The organism is Zobellia uliginosa (assembly GCF_900156625.1).
Classification (GTDB): domain Bacteria; phylum Bacteroidota; class Bacteroidia; order Flavobacteriales; family Flavobacteriaceae; genus Zobellia; species Zobellia uliginosa.
In genome coordinates this window covers 163,003-186,878 of record NZ_FTOB01000006.1, presented here as the reverse complement: position 1 = coordinate 186,878, position 23,876 = coordinate 163,003, and the positions used below count along the sequence as shown (strand labels likewise).

Here is a 23,876-nt window from a genome sequence, read left to right as displayed (position 1 = left end):
ACCCCATGAAGAAAGAGAAAACGAAAACTGAAATCGGCTTGGGAATGGCCGCTTTGGGCCGCCCGGAATATATAAATATTGATGCAGGCAATAGGGATAAGTCTGAAGTTGCTTTTAGGGCCAATGCTTTAAAAGTATTGGATGATGCCTATGAAAAAGGGGTACGCTATTTCGATACTGCCCCGTCTTACGGAAAGGGCGAAGAATTTTTAAAGGCTTGGAACGATGGCCGAAAGTATACAGACGTAGTTCTCGGAACCAAATGGGGCTATACCTATGTGGCCAATTGGCAATTGGGCTATGATGGTCCCCATGAAGTAAAAGAACACTCTCTAGGAAAGCTTACGGAGCAATGGCAGGTTTCTAAAGAACTGCTTCCCGCCTTGCAGTACTATCAAATCCATTCCGCCACCTTTGAAAGTGGGGTACTCGAAAACAAACCGGTGTTGGAAAAGTTATTGGAAATAAAAAAAGCTACTGGACTCAAAATTGGGATTTCCACCAGTGGGCCCAAGCAAAAGGAGGTCATTGAAAATGCGCTTCAAACAAGCATCAACGGCGATGTGGTTTTCGATAGTTTTCAAGTTACCTTCAATATGTTTGAACAGGCCACTTTGCCCATTTTGCGAAAGGTGCAGGCACAGGGGAAGAAATTGATCATAAAGGAAGCCTTGGCCAACGGTCGCGTATTTCCCAATAAAAGATACCCACAATACCAATCTCTCTATACGACATTGCGGACTTTGGCCGAACGTCATCAAGTAGGTATGGATGCCATCGCACTTCGTTTTGTGATGGATTATCTTCAACCGGACTATGTGCTAAGTGGAGCGGCCGATATAAATCAGTTGGACCAAAATCTAAAGGCGAATACCTTCACATTAAATGAAGAAGAACTAGGGGAACTTACCGAGGCAAAAGTAGATTCTATGGCCTATTGGAAAGAACGCAGTCAGTTGAGTTGGGATTGATGTTTGAATGAATAAGAGGTAAAGGTGAATGTTGATATCTAGTCATTCATAATTTTGGTGTCAATTTGGTTTTTAGTTCTTCATATTTTTTTGTGTGAGCACTTCCAGATCTAGTAATTTTTTAGCTTCCTTAAGTTGGGCAAGAGCTTGTTCTCTAGTTATTTTTTTATCAGGATTTTTAATCTCTCCCAGTTCCAAAGCCGTTTCATAATCTATCAAAACAGGAAGAAGTCCATATCCTTTAAACTGGGCATACATCTTGTAACGACTTTTTTTGTTTCCGTAAGTCTTTAATTTGTCGATTACGATTGGTTTTCCTGCCAAAGTATGGGATACTCTTTGCCCATTTTGAGAGATATAAGCGAATCCTGAGTCCGAGCTTGGAATACCTAGGTTAAAGTGTCTCCAATATTGATTTTATATCCGTTTATTGTTTTTATACTCTGACTTTTTCGTGAGATTACCGAATTCGGCTGTTTGCGAATACGTAATCGAAACAATAAAAAACAAAAAGACCGTTAAGTTTTTCATTCTTGTAATGTTCGAGATAAACAAATTTTAAAACTTATACTTAAAGCGAAGAAGCCACCTCCATCAAATACGCACAGAGCAGTGCACCACCCGTACCTACTACATAACCGAAAACAGCTAGAAGTACCCCTACGGAAGTCAATGATGGGTGAAATTCCGCAGCAACAACGGGAGCCGAAGCGGCACCACCCACATTAGCCTGGCTACCTACCGCTAAAAAGAAAAAAGGCGCTTTGATTAGTTTGGCTACCAAAATCAATAGTCCTGCATGAATGGAAATCCAAATAAAACCAATGGCTATCAATCCAGGGTTTTCAAGTACCTTTCCAAGGTCCATTTTCATACCTATGGTCGCTACGAGAAGATAAATGAACATTCCGCCAATTTTACTGGCGCCGGCTCCTTCATAGTTTTTAGCTTTGGTAAATGATAGGGCTATACCAGCTGCCGTGGCAATCACTACCATCCAAAAGAAACTGGAACCCAAGAAAGATAGAAAGCTTTTTTGGTCACGAACGCTTTCAAAAGAGTTCGTTAACATATCACTGATATTATTCCCAAAGAAATGCGCGATACCCGTTGCTGTAAAAGCAAAACAGAGCATCATCATATAATCTTTTAAAGTAGGTACGCGGGTTATTTTTTCAGCAAAAGCGGTCACCTTAACTTTAAGGGTTTCTATAGCGGAAGTATCGGCCTTGAGCCATTTGTCAATTTGTTTGGTACGGCCTACACCTAAAAGAATAACAGCCATCCAAATATTGGCAACAACAATATCTACAAGCACCATAGCGCCATATTTTTCAGGCGTATATTTAAAGATTTCGTACATGGCGGCCTGATTGGCCCCGCCACCGATCCAACTACCGGCAATAGTAGAAAGTCCTCTCCACACCGCATCAAAATCGTTTCCGCCTACGGTATCGGGGGAAAAAATCGATACGATCAAAATGGCAATTGGTCCGCCGATAATAATTCCTACGCTACCCGTTAAGAACATAATCAACGCCTTTGAGCCTAAGTTGGCAATGGCCTTTAGGTCAATACTCAAGGTCATAAGTACCAAGGCCGCAGGCAATAGATAGCGACTGGCCACGTGATAAAGTTTTGAGCTATGGGCAATGATTTCGCCGGCATCGTTTACCGTATGCCACTTTTCTGCAATAATGCCTGTAGAGGCAAGTATACCGGGCAATAGATAACACATGAGTACGGCGGGAACAATGCCGTAGAATTTGCTCCAGAGTCCTTTTTCCCTAGATGAGCCATAAAAAATGAAACCTAGGCAGAGTGCCAATAATCCAAAAACAACGGTGTCATCGGTTATTAGTGGAGCGGGTAATAACGGTTCGGTCATATGATTTTGGGATGCTTTTTTTCAAATATAATCAAATTACCAGATGCTTTCGAATATAGTGTGCCACACCGTTTTCGGTGTTGGCTAGGGTTACCGCATTGGAGATGGCCTTTACTTCCTCCCGGGCGTTGCCCACGGCTACCCCACAGCCACTGTTTTGCAGCATTTCAATATCGTTGTAATTGTCGCCAAAGGAAATTACATGTTCCAATGACTCATCTTGTCGCAACAATGATTGTATGGCCGATAGTTTAGAAACGGATTTCGGGGCTATTTCGATCAAAGTATCGTTGGAGCGATAGAGGTTGAGGTGGGTGCCCAGTTCTTCTTCAAGAATGGGGTACAGGGTGTCGGCATGGGCTTTGGTACTCATGAGCATTATTTTATGGGCCCCCAGTTCACGGTCTTTCCAATCGGAAAGGGTTTCCGATGTGGGTCTGAAAACCGGTGTGGTCTTGGTGTACCTGATCTCTTTCTGCACTCGTTCAGAGTCTGTGGGTACATACCATTCGTTCTTATGGTACAGGCCTAGTTGGGTGCCATTGGCCTTGGCCAATCCGTATATTTCATCAAGGTGGTCGGTGTCAATATGTACTGAAGAAAGTTCTTGGGTGCCATCAAGTACCAGGGCGCCATTGTAACAGATGATAGGTTGGTCTTCTATACCGAGGTCTTGTTGTAAATAGGTCATGGCGCTCGGCATTCTTGCCGAGACCAATATGATTCTCATGTGCGTTTTTATACGGCGTATTTCGGCAATGGTTAGCTCGGAAACATCACTTTTTGAGGTTAATAAGGTTCCATCTAAGTCTGAACAGAGTATTTTGTAATTCAAGGGTATGGTATTTAAAGTTTGTCGGGCTTAATTTCCTTTTCTAAATTTTTTGGTCTTCTTTTTATCCGGGTTTTTAAAGAGGCGCTTGAAGAAACCATCGCGTTTTACGGGTTCGCAGTCTAGCATTTCCAATATGGCCGGATTGGGCCGTTCGAACTGGGCCTTTGTTATTTCGTTATAATACGGATGCTTGTTCATTTCTTGCATCCATTTGGCAAAAATAGGTAATGCCGCGTTGGCACCTTGTCCTAGACTTGTACTTTTAAACCCGATTTCATGATGGTCGAGTCCCACCCAGGTCACATGCACCAGTTTAGGTGTGATGGCAACGAACCAGGCATCTTTGTTGTTTTGTGTGGTTCCGGTCTTTCCGGCAATGGCATTGTTCAATTTATAGGTAGAACGTATCCGGGAAGCCGTACCCCTGTCGATCGTGCCTTTCATCATCTCGATCATAATCTGTCTTGTTTCCTCTGAAAAAGCCGTCTTTCTGGCCCGTTTCGGTTTAAATTCCATCAAAACGGAGTCCTTTTTATCCGTTATTTTTTCGATGAGATAGGGAAGAACGGCCCTGCCATCGTTGACATAACTGGCATAGGCACCGGCCAATTCGTTCAAGTAAATTTCGCCGGTACCCAAGGCCAATGAGGGCTGCTCGGGCAATTTTGAGAAAATGCCCATATTTTTGGCCATGGTCAATACATTGCTGATGCCGGCCTTTTCCAAGACCTTTACGGCAACGGTGTTTACCGAATGGCTCAAGGCTTCCTCCATGGAATAGTTGAGATAGGTTTCGTCTTTTTTTCCGGAGTTGCTGGGCGACCACCCCTTTAGGTTTTCATAGGCCACTTCTTCAGCTGAAAAATAGGTGCAGGGTAAAATACCTGTTTCAAGTGCTGTGGTATAAACAATGGGCTTGAACGTAGAGCCAACCTGTCGTTTGCTTTGGGCAACATGGTCGAATTTAAAATGTTCGAAATCTATACCTCCGATCCAGGTTTTAACGGCACCGGTCTTTGGGTCAAGGGCCAATGAGCCGGTGTTCAAGAATTTCATGTAGTGCGTTATACTGTCTATACTGCTGGCTTGAACGGTTTTTTCACCCTCCCAGTCGGTCAAGACCATTTGCTTCTTTTTGCTGAGCGAATCGATGATTTGCCCATGTTCGAGACCCTGTTTTTTTAGTTTTTGGTATATGCCTGATTGCTTGACGACTTTTTCAATCAGCTTTTTGTTGGTACGCCAGGGTGCGTTCTTGCCATAGCTTTTTTCAAAACTGCCTTGAAGCGACTGCATATGTTCGCGCATGGCCTCTTCGGCCCAGAACTGCATATTGTAATCGAGGGTGGTGTAGACTTTTAGTCCCGAGGTGTAAATGTTGTAGTCATGGCCTTCTTCCTTTTGTTTTGCGTTCCATTTAAGCAGTTGCTTTCTTACCTCTTCCCTAAAATACGGGGCTAGACCGGCATTGTTGTCGAAATCGCGGTAGTCGAGTTTTAGCGGTTTATCGGTAAGGCTATCCTTCTCTTCGTTCGAAAGGTGATTGTTGTTCGCCATGGCCTGAAGTACCAGGTTTCTTCGTTCGAGACTTCTTTCAGGGAATATACGGGGATTATAGCCATAGGTTGCCTTTAACATTCCTACGAGAACGGCACCTTCTTCTACGTTAAGGTTTTTGGCCGGCTTATTGAAAAACTTAAGGGATGCACTTTCAATGCCAAAAGTATTATCGCCAAAGGAAACGGTATTTAGGTAATGGGTCAGGATTTCTTCTTTGGTATAAATCTCTTCCAGTCGGGAAGCAATGACCATCTCTTTTATCTTGTCGACTACAATATTTGTTTTTTTTCTGTCCCTACGCGGATATAAATTCTTGGCAAGTTGCTGGGTGAGGGTGCTACCGCCACCTGCCGATTGGTCTTGCATAAGAATCGTCTTTACGGCAACACGGCCCAAACTTTGGTAATCAATGCCCGAATGGTCGTAAAAGCGCTCGTCTTCTATAGATACAAGTGCGTTGCGTAGGTGTTCCGGAATAGCCTCAAAAGCAATAGGCTGTCTATCGTAAAGGTAAAACTTGCCAATGAGCACGCTATCTGCCGTGTATACTTCCGATGCCCTTTGGTACTGAAAGTCAGAAAGCTCTTCCTTGTTGGGAACCTTGCCCCATGCGCCCCAATAAATACTCAGTATGAATACAAAGAAAAACAGCACGAGGGCAAGTGCCGCCAGTAGGGTATATCTTAGAAAAGGGGACTTTATTTTTTTTAAAACCAAATCGATAAATTTTAGATGCAATATCAAATTAAAAAATGAAACCCTTGGGCTTCTTAACAATAGATTAAACTCTAATTTTCTACTTTTGTCCGTAAATTTTGTCCATGAGAAAAATAGTATTCTTTTTGTTCTTTATTAGCTTATTTTCTAACGCAAACGAGGGCGAATGGTCTAAAACCGGACACCGGACCGTTGGCGAGGTAGCACAGCAACACCTTTCAAAAAAAACCAGGAAAGCCCTGAAGAAATTATTGAACGGTAAAGACCTTGCCTATGTATCTACGTTTGGAGATGACATTAAGGCCGACAGAGCCTTTAAAGAATTCAGTGCTTGGCATTACGTAAACATTCCGGATGGAAAGAGGTATTCCGATATCGAGCCCAACAAACACGGGGATATTGTAGTAGGAATACAGAAATGTGTTGAAATCATAAAAGATCCGAACAGCAAAAGGGAAGATAAGGTGTTTTATCTAAAAATGTTGGTCCACTTGATCGGTGATCTTCACCAGCCCTTACATGTAGGCCGTTTTGAAGATAGGGGAGGGAACGATATTCAGGTGCAATGGTTCAACAAGGGGAGTAACCTCCACAAAGTTTGGGATTCTAATATGATCAACGACTACGGTATGAGCTATACCGAATTGGCGTCAAGCTTGCCCAAACTTTCAAAAAAGCAAATCAAGCAGATTCAAGAGGGAACTCTTTACGACTGGGTAGGGGAGTCCCAAGATATCGCCCAAAAATTGTACGGTTCAGTGGAGGCTGGTGAAAAATTATATTATCGCTATAGTTTTGATTGGTGGGGCACCGTTGAAGACCAATTGCAAAAGGGCGGACTGCGTTTGGCCAAGGTCTTGAACGGGCTTTTTTAAAATGGAATCGACCATTTATCAAAAAAAACTGGAATTCAACGAATCCTTATACCCCCCTCGTCTATTTGAAGTTATATTTATGTAGATGGTTGCGAGGAAATTATTCGGCGCCCGACGTTTAAAGACAGTAACCTTCTCATAGCTAAAGGGAAAAAAAATCGGTCATTGCAAAATGGCCGATTTTTTTATGCAATAATTCTAAAGGTCAGGTTGATACGGGCGCCGATAGGTTTTGCCGTTTTCGGTATTTGGTGCAGCCAGGCTTCTTGTGTAGGGCCCTTCATCAATAAAAGGCTTCCGTGTTGTAATAAGAGCTTTTGTTTTAAACTTTTGTCCGTTCTGTGTTTCAAGTGGAAGAAACGTTCTTGCCCTAAACTTACCGAAGCAATGATGGGGTGTTTTCCTAATTCTTTTTCGTTATCGGTATGCCATCCGTTGCTATCCCGACCGTTGCGGTACAGGTTTAGGAGGCAGGAAGTAAAGCTTGTTCCGCTTTGGGCCTCTACTTTATTCTTTATTTTTAAAAGGCTCTCTGTATATGAATGGGGGAGCATCACCAAATTTGAATATGAATAGGGCTTCCCGTTGTTGCCGTACAAAGCGGTGAGTCTGGGTTGGGCGTAGCGTTTGCCAAATAGGGAAATATGGTCTTGCTGCCATGGTGTTTCCTTATAAAGTAGGTCAAAGTGGCTGTCGGCCTCCGAGCGTTCCAAGAAATCAGGATAATAGACGATATCGCTATCGGGCAGATTTAGGTGGACCTCGTTCGGAAACAGCCCTTTCATTATTTAAGGACCGTTTTCAGCTCATTTCTATACTCCGATGGGTTTTGCCCGGTAAAGGCCTTGAACTGCTTATTAAAATGCGAAAAGTTATTGAATCCGCTTTCGAAACAAACCTCGGTAATACTTAAGGGCTGCTCGGCCAAGAGCTTGGAGGCATGCACCAAGCGGTACTCGTTTACGAATTGAACGAAAGTCTTATTGGTAATCTTTTTAAAGTAACGGCAGAAAGATGGTACCGTCATGCTCACCATATTACTGATTTCGTCTAAGGTTATTTCTTCTTTGAAGTTGTTCTTTACATGGTTGAAGACCACATTGATACGGTCATTGTCTTTTACTTCGGTCTCCATGGAAAAACCTTCCGCATTGAGAATCTTGAAATCTTTGGAGTTGCCCAGTTCGTTCAAAATGTTCAAAATGGAGAGTAGGCGCTGAAAATGAGTCTGGTACTCCAATATCTGCATCTTCTCACCGATCTTTCTTTTGGTCTTTCCTGAAAAGGCGATACCACCCTTGGCCATTTCAAAGAGGGATTGGATCTTTTTCATTTCGGGAATATCAAAAAAGTCATTTCCCAAAAAGTCTTGCTTCATCTGAATAATGGTCTCACTCTCGTTGCCTGTAAGCTTATCGGTAAAGCCACAGTGGGGTAAATTGCTTCCTATTAATATAAGGTCGCCGTTGGAGTAGTACGAAACATGGCTTCCGATCTGTCTTTTTCCCGATCCACCGTTTACGTGAACCAGTTCTATTTCAGGGTGGTAATGCCAGATGTTGTTTTTGTTGTTCTTGGTCGCATCAAACCGTTGATACGTATAAGAATGCCCAAAACTGGGTTCAATGGCCTCAAAAGCGGGTTTCTGATTCATCTACGGGGGTATTTGAATGACAAAATTAAACAAGGTTGTTTCTTCCTTTCTTTGCAAAATTAACTAAAATATATTCAATATTACCCTATGAGGTGTTTTGGTAAATATGCGATGTTAAAATACCATAGTTTTTGGCCAATTGTGGAGTAGTGGGAGAGGAAATACGGCGGTATGTTTGTAGTGTAATATTAAACCAATATTAATCGACCTGTTTCACGACAGGTTCCAAAACAACAACGACATGAAAAAAGTAGTAAGAACAGCAGCAATGATCGCATTATTATTCAGCACGACTGTTGGATTAGCGAATGAGCCTAAACTGAGCGTTGTACCTAATGAAAATGTAAAAAGTTTCGTATACGAGCTTGATACCCAATCGGGAAGCACAACTATCAAGTTCATCGACGCGGAACAGAACGTTATATTCTTTGAAAAAGTTGAAAAAGGGGCTTACGCCAAGAAATTCGACTTGTCTAACCTTGAAGATGGTCTATATTTCTTTAAATCGGAAGATGAATTAAAGACGATATCTTATACTATAAGTATTGTGGGTAGCGATGTGAAGGTTATCGATAGGAAAGAAAACAGCAAACCGGTCTTTAGGGTGAAAGAAGGTATGGTTTATTTGAACCTATTGAACCTCGATAAGAAAAACGTAAACATACAAGTTTATGACAGTAGTAATCGATTGGTTTTCTCGGAAAAGAGAGAAGGCGAGATGACTATTGAAAAAGCATTTGATTTTACCAAGGCCTATTCCGGAGATTACACGGTAGTAGTAAGGGATAGCAAAGAAACCTACTACAAGGAGATATCGGTAAATTAAGATTGTTTAAGTTGAGTTGAGTTAAATTGTCCCTAAGGTGGTTGAGAACCTTAGGGGCTTTTTTTATGCTTATAGGTAGCTGTAGGCCCAGTACATTAGAACAAACTGCAAAGGCAGCCTTGCCCACAATATCCATTTGGGAATACCCGCTGAAGCCTTTTTTTCTGAAAGCATATAGACGTGCACCGGTAAGAATACGGTCAACATTAAAATGAGTCCGTATAGGGCATAATTCTTTGTAAAAGGGAAACAAACGCCCAGGCCCAGAACTATTTCGGCCACACCGCTCAGTTGCACCAAAAGCTTATGGTTGGGCAAATAATGGGGCATGATTGCCATATACACCCTAGGTTTGATAAAGTGCATGATCCCGGCCAGCACGTAAATAGCTCCCATTACGTAGAGGTGCCATGTATAGCTCATGGTTTAACTTGATATTTCCTTAAACGCTCACGTTTGTACCCTGGCAAGGCTTGGTTGCTCAATGCCAATTCCAATATCTTTTGGTCTTTTTTACGCATGAACAAGAGCTGAAAAAAATCCTTTACCGTAAGTTCGTTTGTAGATTGCTCTACTAAAATAAATCGCTCTCCTTTTCTGACTTCTCCTTCTTTAAGAATGCGAACGTAGGTGCCTGGGTAGCCATAGTCGATATACTTTTTTAAAATGCCTTGGTCGTTAAACCGGATTCCGAGCTTGTAACAAGGTTCCCTTGGTTGTGAAATTTGAACAAGGGCGCTTCCTATTTTATAGATATCGCCTATGCGTACGATAGATTCATCAAGTCCGCTTACGCTAAGGTTCTCACCGAACATTCCCCATTTCCATTCCAGATCTGGATATAATTTTTTCCAGTAGTCGTAATGGTCTACCGAAAATAGAAAACAGGCCTTGTTGATGCCGGCATGGTGCTTTCGGTCAATGACCGAATCTTTGGCTACATCGGTCTTTCCTAAAAATAGGGGTTCTTCTACCGGGTATTTGAATATGCCGGTCTGCTCATTTTTGCCGTTCCATATAACTGTGGTGGGGCGTCCGATATTGGTCGAGATGATTTTCATAGCTTAAAGGTAGAAAACCTATCGGTAAAAATAGAATCCTGCCTGGTTACTTGTTTTCAATACTTCAAGGGAAGTAGTGGACAATTTATTTTCGTCTGCGCACACGAAAATTTTGATAATGTGCTAGATTATTCGCTTAAATTCTGTTAATTTGACATTCGGTGGCTTATCGCACCTTGTATAAATTAGGAAATTACCCCCATTTATGGCATTATTAACATTTTTATTATTTACAGGATTTGTAGCCTTTTACGCCACTTACAAGCTTAGGAGGGACAAGCTGAATACCAAAGACGGATATTTTTTGGGAGGCAGGTCATTGACCGGGGTGGTCATAGCGGGCTCTTTACTTTTGACGAATATATCTACCGAGCATTTGGTGGGGATGAACGGGTCGGCCTATCGTAACGGGGCGATCATTGTAGCGTGGGAGGTAACTTCGGCCTTGGCCTTGGTCATAGCTGCCCTATATTTTGCGCCGCGCTACCTTAAAATGGGCTTGACTACCATCCCGGAATTCTTGGAAAAACGCTTTGACGGACTTACGCGGACCTTAGTGGCCCTTCTTTTGATCATCTCCTTTGTGGCTACTTTGCTGCCCATTGTTCTATACACTGGAGCATTGAACATTGAAGCTATCTTCGATATCTCGGAACTCTTGAATGTGACAACGAGCGAAGGAATATGGATTACGATTTTAGTTGTAGGAAGCATTGGTGCGGTCTACGCTATTTTTGGCGGATTAAAAATGGTCGCCTATACCGATACTATTAACGGCTTTGGACTTTTGGTAGCGGGTCTTCTGGTACCCATACTGGCCCTATTGGCCATTGGGGACGGAAACATTCTCGAGGGGATGTCGACCGTTTTTAAGCATAGTCCTGAAAAATTCAACGTAATTAGTCACGAATCGGGAGTAGGAGAGGGCGCACGTTCCGCTATTCTGCCCTTTGAGGTCTTGTTTACGGGCCTTATGGTCAACCAAATCTATTTCTGGACCATGCACCAGTCTATTATTCAACGGGTGTTGGGCGCGGTCAATCTAAAGGAAGCCCAAAAAGGACTACTGTTTACCGGACTGCTGAAGATATTGGTACCTTTGGTAATTGTGTTGCCCGGACTTATAGGTTTTTATTATTTTGGGGAGAGCCTGTACGATAATCCAGATAACGTATATCCGCTTTTGGTGAAGAAAGTATTGCCTCTATGGCTTACGGGCTTTTTTGTTGCCGTAATGATGGGGGCTATTTTAAGTACTTTTAACAGTGCCTTGAACAGTGCCGCCACGGTTTTTAGCCTTGATATATTTAAAAAATACATTCAAAAAGATGCCAATGAGAAGAAGTTGGTGGTCATCGGTAAAAGTACCTCGGCCATTCTCGCCATATTGGCCATTGGCATTGCCCCCTTTGTGGCCAATGCCCCAGATGGGCTATACCAGTTGCTGCAACAGCTGAACGGTATATTCTTTATTCCCATAGCCAGTGTGATCATTGCTGGTTTCCTTTTTCCGAGAGTAACGGCTGCCGGCGCCAAAGCAGGACTAGGCTTTGGTCTGTTGTTCTACGTGTTTATGTATTATGTGCTTGAGGTCAACCTCCATTTTATCCATATTTGGGGTATTGAATTCGTTCTGAATATCGCCATTATGCACATGGTATCGGCCTTAACCAAAAAAGAAGAAAAGTTTATTATGAAAGACGCGGGCGTGTTAAACCTAAAACCATGGAGGTTTGCCAAGCCCTTTAGTTTCTTTCTTATACTGTTTACGATTATTTTGTACCTTGTTTTAGGCAATGTCTAGCACATAATCGGGATAGAAAAAGTACTGTAACAGAGTGAGTTTAATGCTAAATTTTTAAAAATGGAAAAAACGTTCAGGGATTATGAGGCTGTAGACGTATCGGCCGCTGTGAAAGAGCATTACAGGAAAATGCGGAAGAATCAGACTGTTGATTATGTTCAGCGTATGCAAAAGAAGTATTTGACCTATGATAAACCTATGGATCTATGGGAAGCCATGGGTCATTTGAATAAGTTGATCGATGTGAGCGATCCCGATTTGGATCTACCTAACGTACAGCACCTGATTCAGAGTGCCGAGGCTATCAGGGAAGACAATCGTCCCGATTGGATGCAGCTGACAGGGCTTATTCACGATTTAGGGAAGATAATGTTCCTTTGGGGCAGCGATGAAGATGGTACAAGTCAAGACGAGCAATGGGGTACCGTTGGCGATGTCTTTGTGGTCGGTTGTAAATTGCCCGATACCTGTGTGTACCCCGAATTTAACGAATTGAATCCCGATATGGCCGATGCCCGTTACAATACCCCTACAGGTATTTACCAAGAAGGTTGCGGACTTGACAAACTAAACCTTGCCTGGGGGCATGATGAATATCTTTATCAGGTGCTTTCAAACCATAAGGAAAACACATTGCCCAAAGAAGCCATGGTCATGGTCCGGTACCACTCCTTTTACCCTTGGCATACCGGAGGAAGCTATAAGGAACTCTTGAATGAAGGAGATAAGAAGTATTTAGAACTGATTAAAGATTTCAATAAATACGACCTTTACACCAAATGCCAAAAAATATACGATTTGGAAGAGGTGCGCGAATATTACCAGCCCATAGCTGAAAAATACTTGGGTAAGGGACCTATTTTCTGGTAGCCTTATAATTTAATTCAATAGCAACGGTCATTCAACCTAAGGGCGGAATGGCCGTTACCTTTTTATTTCAATCACCTTAATGATGACGGTGTTCTCTCCGATATTTTCCAGGTCGTGAATGGTTTCCTTTCTACTGCAGGTCCAATAGAATTGATCCCCTTCGTCAAAACGCAAAAGTCCGATTTGTCCGTTTACATTTCTTGAAACCAAAAGTCCGTCTGTAAAGCACGTACAGCTATAATCGTTACAATGCTTTCTAAAAGGAGTTCTTTCCCCGGGCTTTAGAATTATTTCGCTTAATATAAGTTCGTCATTTTCAAAAAGGATATCGCCAATTTTTGTGCTGAAGGTATTCTGTTCGATTTCATTCAGTTTCTTTTTGTCCCAAGAGTCAAAATTACCCTTGGGGTTTAGTTCTGTAAGTACCATACAAAGTAAGCTTTAAGTAAGTAATAGGGTTTCGTTAGAGATGATGGGGCACTCTATATCGGTGTAAAATGTAAAACGTTTATTGGGGTTCAGTGAAATATGAGTTTCTTGAAAAACAAGGATCGCAAAGGATGCTAAGGATGCTTAGGTTCTTGTTCCATTTGCATCTGCTTTGGTCGCATAGGAAACCAAAGTCTGCATCAAAGATATGTGTTGAAAAAGGCTTGACGGGACGAATGCATCCTGTCGACCTGAAATAGAAATGGATGTTAAGGTTTTGGGGTAGGCCCTATTGTTGTTTTTTGGGGTATTCCAAAAGTCAGATAGCCGAGGTGTTTTGTGCAGTTTTAGAGTTTTCATTCTTTCGTTCTTCTTTTAGCGGCACCTATTAGTAGGTATTTTTTTGATTTTTTTATGGAGATAGACTTCAAAATTTTGGGCATTTTTGGGGCCTATTTCAAATTTTTGGGGAAGATATGAATTTTAACAAGAAAAAACGCCCGATTGCTGCACTCTGCAATCGGGCGTTTTTGTAAGTATGTAGTTTGGTGTTACTTTACCATGTCATAACTGCGTTTGATAAAGTTCGTTAATTCCTCACCTTTTAGCAACCCTTTTGAGAGTCGTGCCAAATCTATGGATTGATTGATTAGGCGTTCGCGTTTTTTGGCGGTTTTGGTGTTCAATATCTCGCCTACGAGCGGGTGGTTGGTATTTACGATAAGGTTGTACATATCGGGCATCGACCCCATAGCGAACATACCGCCACCACCGGTTTGCTGCATTTCTTTCATACGGCGCATGAACTCAGGCTCGGTAATGATAAAGGGAGAGGCGTCACTGTCCATAGCTTCAAGTTGCACGGTGTAGCTCTTATCGGTAATTACCTCCTCAAGGTTCTTTTTAAGGGTTTCTTTTTCCTCGTCCGATAATTTAGAGATTTGGGCATCTTCTTTCTTGATCAGGTTGTCCAAATGGTCGGCATCTACACGGGCAAAGGAAAGTTTCTCTTTTGAGGTTTCCAATTTTTGCATCAAATGGGCAATAATGGGGGAATCCATCAAAAGCACTTCATAACCTTTTGCCTTTGCAGCCTCGATATAACTGTGTTGGGCTACCTTGTCTGAGGCATAAAGAACAACGAGTTTGTCGTCTTTGTCGGTTTGGTTTTCCTTGATTTTTTCCTGTAGTTCCTCAAACGTATAGTAGGTACCGTCTACAGTGGGGTAAAGTGCAAATTTGTCAGCTTTTTCAAAGAACTTGTCTTCACTGAGCATTCCGTATTCAATAACGATTTTGATGTCGTTCCATTTTTGCTCAAATTCCTCGCGGTTGTTCTTGAACAATGAATTCAATTTATCGGCGACTTTTCTCGTTATGTACGAAGAAATTTTCTTGACGGCACCATCGGCCTGTAGATATGATCTAGAGACGTTCAAAGGAATGTCGGGCGAATCGATTACACCGCGAAGCATGGTCAAGAACTCGGGCACGATGCCCTCGACGTTATCGGTAACGAAAACCTGGTTTTGGTACAGCTGAATTCGGTCTTTCTGTACATTGAGGTCGTTGGTCAACTTAGGGAAGTATAGAATACCGGTAAGGTTGAAGGGGTAGTCTACGTTCAGGTGAATATTGAACAAGGGCTCCTCGAACTGCATGGGGTACAACTCGCGGTAGAACTCTTTATAGTCTTTCTCCTCTAGGTCGGCAGGCTGCTTCGTCCAAGCCGGATTAGGGTTGTTAATGATGTTGTCTACTTCTTGGGTAGGCGCCGGATCGTCTTCCTTGGCATCTTCCGGTTTGGGTAAGGTCTCCGTTTTTGTGCCGAACTTGATCGGTATCGGCATGAACTTGTTGTATTTGTTTAGAAGTTGACTGATGCGGCTGTCTTCCAAAAACTCGGTCGAGTCTTCCGCAATGTGTAGGATGATTTCCGTACCGCGTTCTTGACGGCTACCGGGCTCTAAGGTAAAATTCGGCGATCCATCACAGCTCCAGTGTACCGCCTCGGCGTCTTCCTTAAAGCTTTTGGTATTGATCTCTACCTGATCAGCTACCATAAAGGCCGAATAAAAGCCTAAACCGAAATGACCTATAATTCCGCTTTCCTTGGCACCGTCCTCATATTTGTTCAAGAATTCCTCGGCACCTGAAAAAGCAAGCTCGTTGATGTATTTTTTGACCTCGTCTTCCGTCATACCGATACCTTGGTCTATAACGTGTATTTTTTTTCCTTCCTTATCGACCTTTATTTCAATCATCGGGTTGCCGTACTCTACCTTGGCCTCGCCTATAGAGGTCAGGTGCTTCAGTTTAAGCGTCGCATCGGTCGCGTTCGACACTAGCTCCCTTAAGAAGATTTCGTGGTCACTGTACAAAAATTTCTTAATCAGCGGAAAAATATTCTCCACCGATACGTTGATTTTACCTGTTGCCATATACTATAATTTTAGTAAGGTACTCGCCGTAGCTTGACCTATAGTTTAATATTTGTTTTGGTTCTTGGGCATAAAAGAACCACAGTTGTAATTACCTAGACGGTGCCCGTCAAAAAAAATACCACATCTGGTAAGAGTGACAAACTGGCGCATTCTGCTGTTCCATACTTTGAAGAAATGGCACAATTGTCTTTTTGTTTAATTATTTTTGAAAATAGTTAAACATTTTGTATATTTGATCATGGATGTGATTAAAATTGCTATGAGAAAGAGCGTTTTAGTTTGGATCACGTTTAAATTAATTATTGTTAGGTTGTTTAAGAGCGTGTTTTCTTCGGAAAGCACGTTTTTTAAATTAGACAAAGAATTGGTATACCCTTAACAGTAATTAAAGCCTTTAAGGCGTAACTTTATGTAATAAAACTCAAGAATCGTGGCTAAGAGAAAAACAAATAAAATTACGGAAGATCGCATCATTGAACTCTATATGGACTACGTTCTCGAGCATGATGCGGTACCGAAATCGATATACAGGTTCTGTAAGGAAAACAAGATTGCCGAAACCGATTTCTATGCGTTTTTTGGTTCGGTGGAATCCCTGCAGAAAGCAATATGGGGCAAATTTTACGCCCATACCGAAGCGCTTTTGGACAAGAACGACGAATACGAAAGCCTTTCGAACAAAGAAAAGATGTTGACCTTCTTCTTTACCTTTTTTGAGTTGCTTACCTTAAACCGGAGCTATGTGCTGCTCACTTTGACCGAACATCGGAATGCACTCAAGAATTTGGCGCAGTTGAAAGATTTACGGCACTTGGTGAAGGGCTTTGCTATAGGTTTGATCGATGAGGCCAATGCGGGAAAAAGTAGCAAAATCACGAAGTACAATCCCAAGATATTTTCTGAAGGGGCCTGGTTGCAGTTTCTGTTCGTATTGAAGTTTTGGATGGATGACAGTTCATCTGGTTTTGAAAAAACCGACCTGGCCATTGAAAAATCGATCAACACCGTTTTCGACATCTTTGATCATACGCCTTTGGAAAATATAATCGATTTCGGGAAATTCTTGTATAAAGAGGCTATGGCATAACGGGGTGCTTCATTATTCTCGACTTAACAAAAACATATGAAGACACTTGATAGTATACCCACGGGTAAGATAGAAAGAGCAGGCAAACTGGTTAAGACGGGTGTAAAGATCGGTGGAAACTATGTGAAGTACTACGGAAAAAAAATGGTCAACCCCGAGCTAGGGAAAGACGAACTCAACGAAAACAATGCCGAAGATATCTATGACGGGCTTAAAAGCCTAAAGGGAAGTGCATTGAAAGTAGCCCAGATGTTGAGTATGGAAAAAAACTTATTGCCGAGGGCCTATGTCGACAAGTTTTCGTTATCTCAATTTTCGGTGCCACCACTGTCGGCACCATTGGTTAGAAAAACGTTTAAGAAATATCTGGGCAAGTACCCTGAAGAACTCTTCGATACCTTTGAAAAAGATAGTGTGAACGCGGCCAGTATAGGTCAAGTACACAAGGCTACCAAAGATGGCAAAGCCTTGGCGGTCAAGATACAGTATCCAGGTGTAGCCGAGAGCATATCAAGTGATTTGGCCTTGGTAAAGCCCATAGCCATCAGAATGTTCAACTTGCAGGGCAAGGACTCGGATAAGTATTTTAAGGAGGTAGAGAACAAGCTTATCGAGGAAACCGATTATTTGCTTGAAATTGAACAAAGTATCGAAATTACCGAGAAATGCTCGGCCATCAAGAACCTTAAATTTCCTAAATACTATAAAGAACTTTCCAGCGAGCGTATTATCACTATGGATTGGATGCAGGGGCGGCACCTAAGTGAATTTACCAAGAAGGAATTTGATCCGGAAGTCGGTAATAGTATAGGTCAGACATTATGGGACTTCTATATGTTTCAAATTCACGGTTTGAGAAAGGTCCATGCCGATCCGCATCCCGGTAACTTTTTGATAAGCGAAGACCATAGCTTGATCGCTATAGATTTCGGGTGTATTAAAGAGGTGCCCAAGGAATTTTATGTGCCTTATTTTGAGTTGGCACAAAAACGGAACATTGAAAACGATGCCGTTTTTATGGAAAAGCTGTATGAGTTGGAAATATTGACGGAAACCGATTCCCCTGAAGAATTGAAGTTCTTTAAGGCGCTTTTTAAAGAAATGCTTTCGCTGTTTACCTCGCCCTTCAATGAGGAGTATTTTGATTTTGGCTCTAATGATTTTTGGGAGAAAATCGCCGATTTGAGCGAACGCTATTCGAAAGACAGTCAAATACGAAAAATGAACGGGAATAGGGGGTCTAAGCACTTCCTTTATATGAACCGTACTTTCTTCGGTCTTTACAATCTCCTCCATGACCTTAACGCAAAAATTGAGGTCGATAGCTTTAAGCGGTACTTATCTTAAAATATCGGAAGATCAAAATCATCTTATAATTTTTGCATATCTTAGAAATTTACGGGTTACTTTGCAATACGTTGAAAGCGTTTGCTTTTAAATTTTTAAAAAATCTTCTATGTATAATTCAAAAATAACGGGACTAGGATATTTTGTGCCCGAAAACGTAGTGACCAATGACGACTTGGCCAAGATTATGGATACCAATGATGAATGGATCCAAGAACGTACGGGTATAAAAGAGAGAAGACATGTGGTTAAAGGTACCGATACTACGACCACCATGGGTGTTAAAGCGGCAAGAATAGCTATTGAACGTGCCGGTATCGACAAAGATGATATCGATTTTATCGTTTTCGCCACTTTGAGTCCCGATTATTATTTTCCTGGCCCCGGTGTACTGGTACAACGAGATTTGGGGATAAAGACCGTGGGGGCATTAGATGTTAGAAATCAATGTTCCGGGTTTATTTACGCCTTAAGTGTGGCTGATCAGTATATCAAGAGCGGCATGTATAAAAATGTCTTGGTTATCGGTTCGGAACTGCATAGCCATGGCCTCGATATGACCACCCGGGGTAGGGGGGTTTCGGTGATATTCGGTGATGGTGCGGGTGCCGCCGTGCTCAGTAGGGAGGAAGACAATTCAAAAGGTGTTCTTTCCACCCATTTGCACAGCGAAGGCCAACATGCCGAAGAGCTTTCTTTGATAGCGCCAGGTATGGGTAAGCGCTGGGTTACCGATATCATTGAAGATGACGATCCTAACGATGAGTCTTATTTTCCGTATATGAACGGACAATTCGTGTTTAAAAATGCGGTGGTGCGATTCAGTGAGGTGATTATGGAAGGCTTGAAGACCAATGGGTTGACTCCTGAAGATATTGATATGCTTGTGCCGCATCAGGCCAATCTGCGTATTTCACAATTTATCCAAAAGAAATTCAAACTTTCCGATGACCAAGTGTATAACAACATTATGAAATATGGCAATACTACCGCTGCATCTATTCCTATAGCCCTTACCGAAGCATGGGAAAAAGGAAAGGTCAAAGAAGGCGATTTGCTGGTCTTGGCGGCTTTCGGTAGCGGTTTCACTTGGGGCAGTGTTATTATTAAATGGTAAGTAACTAGCAATACAATATACGACACACACAAAACCCCGATGTCTCCATCGGGGTTTCTGTCGTTGATGCTGCTATACTAAACACTAACCATTAACTATAAACATATAGCTTTATCACCGACCAATATTATTGAAAGGTTATAAACATCATAACGACTTTTAATAAGACGCACAAATGTTACAAAGGTTACAAAATGTATTAAACTTTAACATCATATTTAACATATGAAAACTACCCTGGTATTCGGAGCCTCGCTCAAAACGAATCGTTACAGCAATCTGGCGGTAAATCGCCTAGTAGACCATAACATCAAAACAGAAGCATTCGGCCTTCGAAAAGGTAAAATCAGGGGTATACAAATAAAGACCAATTTAAGCGAATTTCAAAACATTCACACCATTACTTTATATATCGGTCCAGCTCGCCAGCCTGAATATATCGATAAAATCTTACAAATAAACCCGAAACGTGTAATATTTAATCCGGGCACTGAAAACCCCGAATTATACAAATTACTGGAATCCAAAGGGATTGAAGTGGTCGTGGCTTGCACCTTGGTCCTATTGGCTACAGGTCAATATTAAATATCCGACAAATAGGACGTCCGATTTTTCGGATGAAACTTTAACATTTTACAATTTGGTACTTAATCGACCTTCACGGGGGCATTTCTTTTGCGAATGGCCCAAAGTCCTAAAAATGTTAGTAATCCGTTCAAGGGCAATAGTTCATAACCTACTTGATATCCACCTAGATAATCGGTCGGTAAATTGGCTAGGCCTAAGATACAAAGAACGGAGAGCAAGGCTATGAGCCATGTATACTTATCCTTAATGGCGAACTTGGTGAATATTCCAAAGGTAAATAGGCCTAGTAAAGGGCCGTAGGTGTAGGTGGCGACCGTTAACAACCCATCGATAACATTCCGGTCAAGAATGTACTTGAAGAGTATAACGGTTACGATTAAAAGTATGCTCATGCCGACATGGGTGGTCTTTCGAATTCGGTTCTGGTCTTTTTCTTCTTTTTCGTCAATATTTAAAAAATCTACGCAGAACGAAGTGGTCAAAGAGGTCAGCGCACTATCGGCGCTGCTGTAGGCCGCGGCAATGAGTCCGAGCATAAAGGTGATGGCTACAACGCTGCCCAGGCCACTATTCAATGCGATTTCAGGAAAAAGAAGGTCAGACTTCGGTTGGCCGTCCATTAAAGGGGTGGCAATGTTGAATTTGGCGGCATAGATGAACAATAGCGCCCCAAGCAAGAGAAAGACAAAGTTTACGATAACCAATACAACACTAAAGGAAATCATGTTTTTTTGTGCATCCTTAAGCGATTTGCAGGTGAGGTTCTTTTGCATCATATCTTGGTCGAGACCCGTCATACAAATGGTAATGAACATTCCGCCGAAAAATGATTTTAGAAAGTGGTTCTTGTCAAAAAAACTATCGGTAAACAGAATCTTGTTGTATTGTTTTAGCTCTTCCGAAGCTAAAAATTCAGTAAAACCCCAATCTAGCTTTTGATTGATAAAATAGATGCTCAAGCCTACGGATAAGAGCATGAATGCCGTTTGAAGGGTGTCGGTCCATACAATGGTTTTTATTCCTCCCCTAAAGGTGTATATCCATATGAGCAATATGGACAGGATTACCGTAATCTCAAAAGGAACGCCAAGCTCGTCAAAAACGAATTGCTGTAAAACTATGGCTACGAGAAAGAGCCTGAAAGCCGCTCCGAGAACCCTAGATATAAAGAAGGATACGGCCCCGACCTTGTAACTGACCGTTCCAAAACGCTTTTTTAGATATTCATAAATGGAGGTTACGTTAAGTTGGTAGTATATGGGAAGGAGTACAAAGGCGATAACGAAATATCCGGCCAAATAGCCAAAGACCACCTGCATATAGCTGAATTCGGATGTCTCTACCCAACCAGGCACCGATATAAAGGTAACGCCTGAGAGTGAGGCGCCTACCATACCGAAGGCTACCAAGTACCAAGGCGATGATTTGCCGGCTTTGAAAAAGTCAACGTTCGAGTCGTTTTTCCCCGTAAAGTAAGATATGAGCAAAAGCAAAAGAAAATAAACACCGATCAAGATGAGAATGTGGGTGGCGGTCATGTAATAAAATTTCAAACCAAAGTACAAAAAGTAAAAATAGTACGTAATTTTGTGGTCATGGATTTTTCATCAAAGCTTCTGGAAAATGCGGTATACGAAATGTCACAGTTGCCGGGTATCGGTAAACGTACGGCACTGCGGTTGGTACTACATTTGTTGAAACAACCGGGCGAACAGACCGAAAGATTGTCCAATGCCCTGCAGCATTTGAGAAATGATATCAAGTTTTGTGAAAATTGCCATAATATTTCAGATGTGGCGCTTTGTGAAATTTGTGCCAACCCCAAGCGGGATAGAAGCCTAGTTTGCGTTGTAGAGGATATCAGGGACGTAATGGCTATTGAGAACACCAGTCAATACAGGGGACTCTATCACGTTCTTGGTGGAAAAATATCGCCTATGGAAGGTGTAGGCCCCCAAGACCTTACCATCGCCTCTTTGGTGGAAAAGGCTAAAAAGGGAGAGATAAAGGAACTTATTTTTGCCTTGAGCTCTACTATGGAAGGCGATACGACGAATTTTTATATTTACAAGCAATTGAAGGGACTTGATGTCAGTACCTCTACCATTGCCCGGGGAATTGCCGTGGGCGATGAACTTGAGTATGCCGATGAGGTCACGCTGGGACGAAGTATTTTAAATAGAATTCCCTTTGAAGGTTCCTTGAAGGCGAATTAAAAATGTGGAAAATTTAACAAATAGGTGCTTTTTTTGGTATTTTTGCGACCAAAATAGCTTAAAAGCAGTATAAAATAAGAATATGTCAAAGTTTGAACTGAAATTACCGAGAATGGGTGAGAGTGTTGCCGAGGCAACGTTGACCTCTTGGTTGAAAGAAGTTGGGGATACTATTGAATTGGACGAGCCTATTTTTGAAATTGCTACTGACAAAGTAGATTCAGAGGTTCCAAGTGAGGTGGAAGGTGTTTTGGTGGAAAGGTTCTTTGAGGTAGACGATGTGATCAAGGTTGGGGAGACGGTTGCTATAATCGAGACCGAACAGTCGGCCAATACGGAAGCTGTGGTTGACGATAAGACAAGCGACAAGGAAGAGGAATCGGTGGCCATGGTAGAGGAAACGGTAAAGGTGGCCAAGGAAGTGGCCAGTGCACCCGTTCATCAAGCTCCTAAGACCGTATCAGGAGAACGCTTTTACTCGCCCTTGGTGAAAAATATAGCGAAGCAAGAAGGTGTCTCAATGGACGAACTCGATACCATTAAGGGTACGGGTAACGATGGAAGGGTCACCAAAAACGATATTCTCGAGTATTTAAAGAACGGTAGGGTAAGAGCTGAAGAGCCTGCTGCGGTCCCTGCAGCGGTTAAAAAAGAGGCCTCTTCAGTGAATTCGGTGCAAGCGGTAAAAGAGCCGGTTGCCGCGGCTACCATAAAGCAATCCGTTGATGCGGAGGTCATTCCCATGTCGCGTATGGGTAAATTGATAGCCAAGCATATGGCCGAGAGTGTGTCGACTTCGGCGCATGTACAGAGTTTTATCGAGGTAGATGTGACCAATATCGTAAACTGGCGTAATAAGGTTAAGGCGGATTTTGAAAAAAGGGAAGGTGAAAAACTGACGTTTACCCCCATCTTTATGGAGGCTGTGGCCAAGGCATTGAAAAAGTATCCCATGATGAACATCTCTGTAGAGGGTGATACGGTTATCAAAAAGAAAAATATAAACATAGGTATGGCTGCGGCCCTGCCTGACGGTAACCTTATCGTTCCGGTCATAAAAAATGCCGACCAATTGAACTTGGTAGGTATGGCCAAGGTGGTAAACGATCTGGCCATTAGGTCAAAAACGAATAAATTAAAACCCGATGAGGTGCAAGACGGTACTTATACGGTAACCAATGTCGGAACCTTTGGCAGTGTGTTCGGTACGCCTATTATCAATCAGCCGCAGGTAGGTATCTTGGCCTTGGGGGCGATTCGGAAGATTCCGTCGGTAATAGAGACCGCTGAAGGTGATTTTATAGGGATTCGCAGTAAGATGTACCTTTCCCATAGCTATGATCATAGGGTAGTAAACGGAGCCTTGGGCAGTATGTTTGCCAAGGCGGTGGCCGACTATCTAGAGGCTTGGGATGTTGATCGTGAGGTCTAAAGGTGTTGTTTTGACACTTTTTTATTGAGGCATTCTCGTTTTAAAGGGAAAATACTTTAAAATCAATAAATTATATTGGTTTTATGGTGGGGTTTCGCTATTACTAGATTAATAGTCTTATTTTCATGCGGTAGATAAGTGTCCACCAAGCTTTC

Annotated in this window: 23 protein-coding genes; 11 read left to right on the top strand and 12 right to left on the bottom strand. The window is 42.2% G+C overall.

All coding sequences use genetic code 11. The annotated features are described in order from the left end of the window. Window positions 1–5: 5 nt before the first annotated feature. Window positions 6–971, top strand: coding sequence for an aldo/keto reductase (locus BW980_RS18585; RefSeq protein ID WP_076456657.1), 966 nt, complete (start codon window positions 6–8; stop codon window positions 969–971). A gap of 72 nt (window positions 972–1,043) precedes the next feature. On the opposite strand, the gene BW980_RS18580 is transcribed toward BW980_RS18585, so the two are convergent. From BW980_RS18580 to BW980_RS18565, 4 genes are all read right to left on the bottom strand, one after another. Continuing rightward, window positions 1,044–1,295, bottom strand: a complete 252-nt coding sequence (locus BW980_RS18580) for a hypothetical protein (protein ID WP_076456656.1) — start codon at window positions 1,293–1,295, stop codon at window positions 1,044–1,046. A 247-nt stretch (window positions 1,296–1,542) separates the two neighbouring features. Next, on the bottom strand, window positions 1,543–2,859 hold the full coding sequence (locus BW980_RS18575; RefSeq protein ID WP_076456655.1) for a DUF819 family protein: 1,317 nt from the start codon (window positions 2,857–2,859) through the stop codon (window positions 1,543–1,545). 31 nt (window positions 2,860–2,890) lie between these two features. Next, on the bottom strand, window positions 2,891–3,694 hold the full coding sequence (locus tag BW980_RS18570) for a Cof-type HAD-IIB family hydrolase (RefSeq protein ID WP_076456654.1): 804 nt from the start codon (window positions 3,692–3,694) through the stop codon (window positions 2,891–2,893). Window positions 3,695–3,721: 27 nt separating this feature from the next. Beyond that, window positions 3,722–5,971, bottom strand: coding sequence for a penicillin-binding protein 1A (locus BW980_RS18565; RefSeq protein ID WP_076456676.1), 2,250 nt, complete (start codon window positions 5,969–5,971; stop codon window positions 3,722–3,724). Between the two features lie 104 nt (window positions 5,972–6,075). Between BW980_RS18565 and BW980_RS18560 the strand changes: the two genes are divergently transcribed. Continuing rightward, complete coding sequence (locus tag BW980_RS18560; protein WP_076456653.1) at window positions 6,076–6,846, top strand: S1/P1 nuclease; 771 nt, start codon at window positions 6,076–6,078, stop codon at window positions 6,844–6,846. A gap of 185 nt (window positions 6,847–7,031) precedes the next feature. Here the strand turns inward: BW980_RS18560 and BW980_RS18555 are convergent, their stop codons facing one another. Beyond that, the gene (locus BW980_RS18555; RefSeq protein ID WP_076456652.1) at window positions 7,032–7,631 is read right to left on the bottom strand and encodes an alpha-ketoglutarate-dependent dioxygenase AlkB family protein; all 600 of its coding nucleotides are present in this window, start codon (window positions 7,629–7,631) and stop codon (window positions 7,032–7,034) included. Continuing rightward, the gene (locus BW980_RS18550; protein WP_076456651.1) at window positions 7,631–8,500 is read right to left on the bottom strand and encodes an AraC family transcriptional regulator; all 870 of its coding nucleotides are present in this window, start codon (window positions 8,498–8,500) and stop codon (window positions 7,631–7,633) included. The genes BW980_RS18555 and BW980_RS18550 overlap by 1 nt, the downstream gene beginning before the upstream one ends. Before the next feature lie 241 nt (window positions 8,501–8,741). Here BW980_RS18550 and BW980_RS18545 point away from each other — a divergent pair, with 241 nt between their 5' ends. Next, a complete protein-coding gene (locus tag BW980_RS18545; protein WP_076456650.1) occupies window positions 8,742–9,326 on the top strand; it encodes a hypothetical protein in 585 nt (194 codons plus the stop codon). Between the two features lie 69 nt (window positions 9,327–9,395). On the opposite strand, the gene BW980_RS18540 is transcribed toward BW980_RS18545, so the two are convergent. Next, window positions 9,396–9,749: a DoxX family protein gene (locus BW980_RS18540; RefSeq protein ID WP_076456649.1), complete on the bottom strand. Its 354-nt coding sequence runs from the start codon at window positions 9,747–9,749 to the stop codon at window positions 9,396–9,398. After that, complete coding sequence (locus BW980_RS18535; RefSeq protein ID WP_076456648.1) at window positions 9,746–10,387, bottom strand: MOSC domain-containing protein; 642 nt, start codon at window positions 10,385–10,387, stop codon at window positions 9,746–9,748. The genes BW980_RS18540 and BW980_RS18535 overlap by 4 nt, the downstream gene beginning before the upstream one ends. A 205-nt stretch (window positions 10,388–10,592) precedes the next feature. Between BW980_RS18535 and BW980_RS18530 the strand changes: the two genes are divergently transcribed. Together BW980_RS18530 and BW980_RS18525 are read left to right on the top strand one after the other, a co-directional pair. Then, complete coding sequence (locus BW980_RS18530; protein WP_076456647.1) at window positions 10,593–12,191, top strand: solute:sodium symporter family transporter; 1,599 nt, start codon at window positions 10,593–10,595, stop codon at window positions 12,189–12,191. 60 nt (window positions 12,192–12,251) lie between these two features. After that, window positions 12,252–13,061, top strand: coding sequence for an inositol oxygenase family protein (locus tag BW980_RS18525; protein WP_076456646.1), 810 nt, complete (start codon window positions 12,252–12,254; stop codon window positions 13,059–13,061). A 54-nt stretch (window positions 13,062–13,115) separates the two neighbouring features. Here the strand turns inward: BW980_RS18525 and BW980_RS18520 are convergent, their stop codons facing one another. The 3 genes from BW980_RS18520 to htpG all read right to left on the bottom strand — a co-directional run bounded on the left by BW980_RS18520 (window position 13,116) and on the right by htpG (window position 15,931). Beyond that, a complete protein-coding gene (locus tag BW980_RS18520; RefSeq protein WP_076456645.1) occupies window positions 13,116–13,490 on the bottom strand; it encodes a hypothetical protein in 375 nt (124 codons plus the stop codon). 144 nt (window positions 13,491–13,634) lie between these two features. Next, a complete protein-coding gene (locus BW980_RS22370; RefSeq protein ID WP_139327731.1) occupies window positions 13,635–13,850 on the bottom strand; it encodes a hypothetical protein in 216 nt (71 codons plus the stop codon). Window positions 13,851–14,041: 191 nt separating this feature from the next. Beyond that, window positions 14,042–15,931, bottom strand: coding sequence for a molecular chaperone HtpG (htpG, locus tag BW980_RS18515; protein ID WP_076456644.1), 1,890 nt, complete (start codon window positions 15,929–15,931; stop codon window positions 14,042–14,044). 430 nt (window positions 15,932–16,361) lie between these two features. Between htpG and BW980_RS18510 the strand changes: the two genes are divergently transcribed. The 4 genes from BW980_RS18510 (at window position 16,362) to BW980_RS18495 (ending at window position 20,070) form a co-directional block, all read left to right on the top strand. Continuing rightward, window positions 16,362–17,021 carry a TetR family transcriptional regulator C-terminal domain-containing protein gene (locus BW980_RS18510; protein WP_245800107.1) on the top strand — a complete coding sequence of 220 codons (660 nt, stop codon included), beginning with the start codon at window positions 16,362–16,364 and terminating at the stop codon, window positions 17,019–17,021. Between the two features lie 36 nt (window positions 17,022–17,057). Next, window positions 17,058–18,368 carry an ABC1 kinase family protein gene (locus BW980_RS18505; RefSeq protein WP_076456643.1) on the top strand — a complete coding sequence of 437 codons (1,311 nt, stop codon included), beginning with the start codon at window positions 17,058–17,060 and terminating at the stop codon, window positions 18,366–18,368. A gap of 109 nt (window positions 18,369–18,477) precedes the next feature. Then, window positions 18,478–19,485 carry a 3-oxoacyl-ACP synthase III family protein gene (locus tag BW980_RS18500; RefSeq protein WP_076456642.1) on the top strand — a complete coding sequence of 336 codons (1,008 nt, stop codon included), beginning with the start codon at window positions 18,478–18,480 and terminating at the stop codon, window positions 19,483–19,485. A gap of 225 nt (window positions 19,486–19,710) precedes the next feature. Continuing rightward, window positions 19,711–20,070 (top strand): CoA-binding protein, encoded by a 360-nt coding sequence (locus BW980_RS18495; RefSeq protein ID WP_076456641.1) that lies wholly within the window; start codon window positions 19,711–19,713, stop codon window positions 20,068–20,070. Window positions 20,071–20,132: 62 nt separating this feature from the next. On the opposite strand, the gene BW980_RS18490 is transcribed toward BW980_RS18495, so the two are convergent. Continuing rightward, entirely contained in the window at window positions 20,133–21,611 is a 1,479-nt protein-coding gene (locus tag BW980_RS18490; protein ID WP_076456640.1) for a sodium:solute symporter, read from the bottom strand. Between the two features lie 57 nt (window positions 21,612–21,668). Here BW980_RS18490 and recR point away from each other — a divergent pair, with 57 nt between their 5' ends. Further along, the gene (recR, locus tag BW980_RS18485; RefSeq protein WP_076456639.1) at window positions 21,669–22,289 is read left to right on the top strand and encodes a recombination mediator RecR; all 621 of its coding nucleotides are present in this window, start codon (window positions 21,669–21,671) and stop codon (window positions 22,287–22,289) included. A gap of 82 nt (window positions 22,290–22,371) precedes the next feature. After that, window positions 22,372–23,721 carry a dihydrolipoamide acetyltransferase family protein gene (locus tag BW980_RS18480; RefSeq protein WP_076456638.1) on the top strand — a complete coding sequence of 450 codons (1,350 nt, stop codon included), beginning with the start codon at window positions 22,372–22,374 and terminating at the stop codon, window positions 23,719–23,721. Window positions 23,722–23,876: the final 155 nt, after the last annotated feature.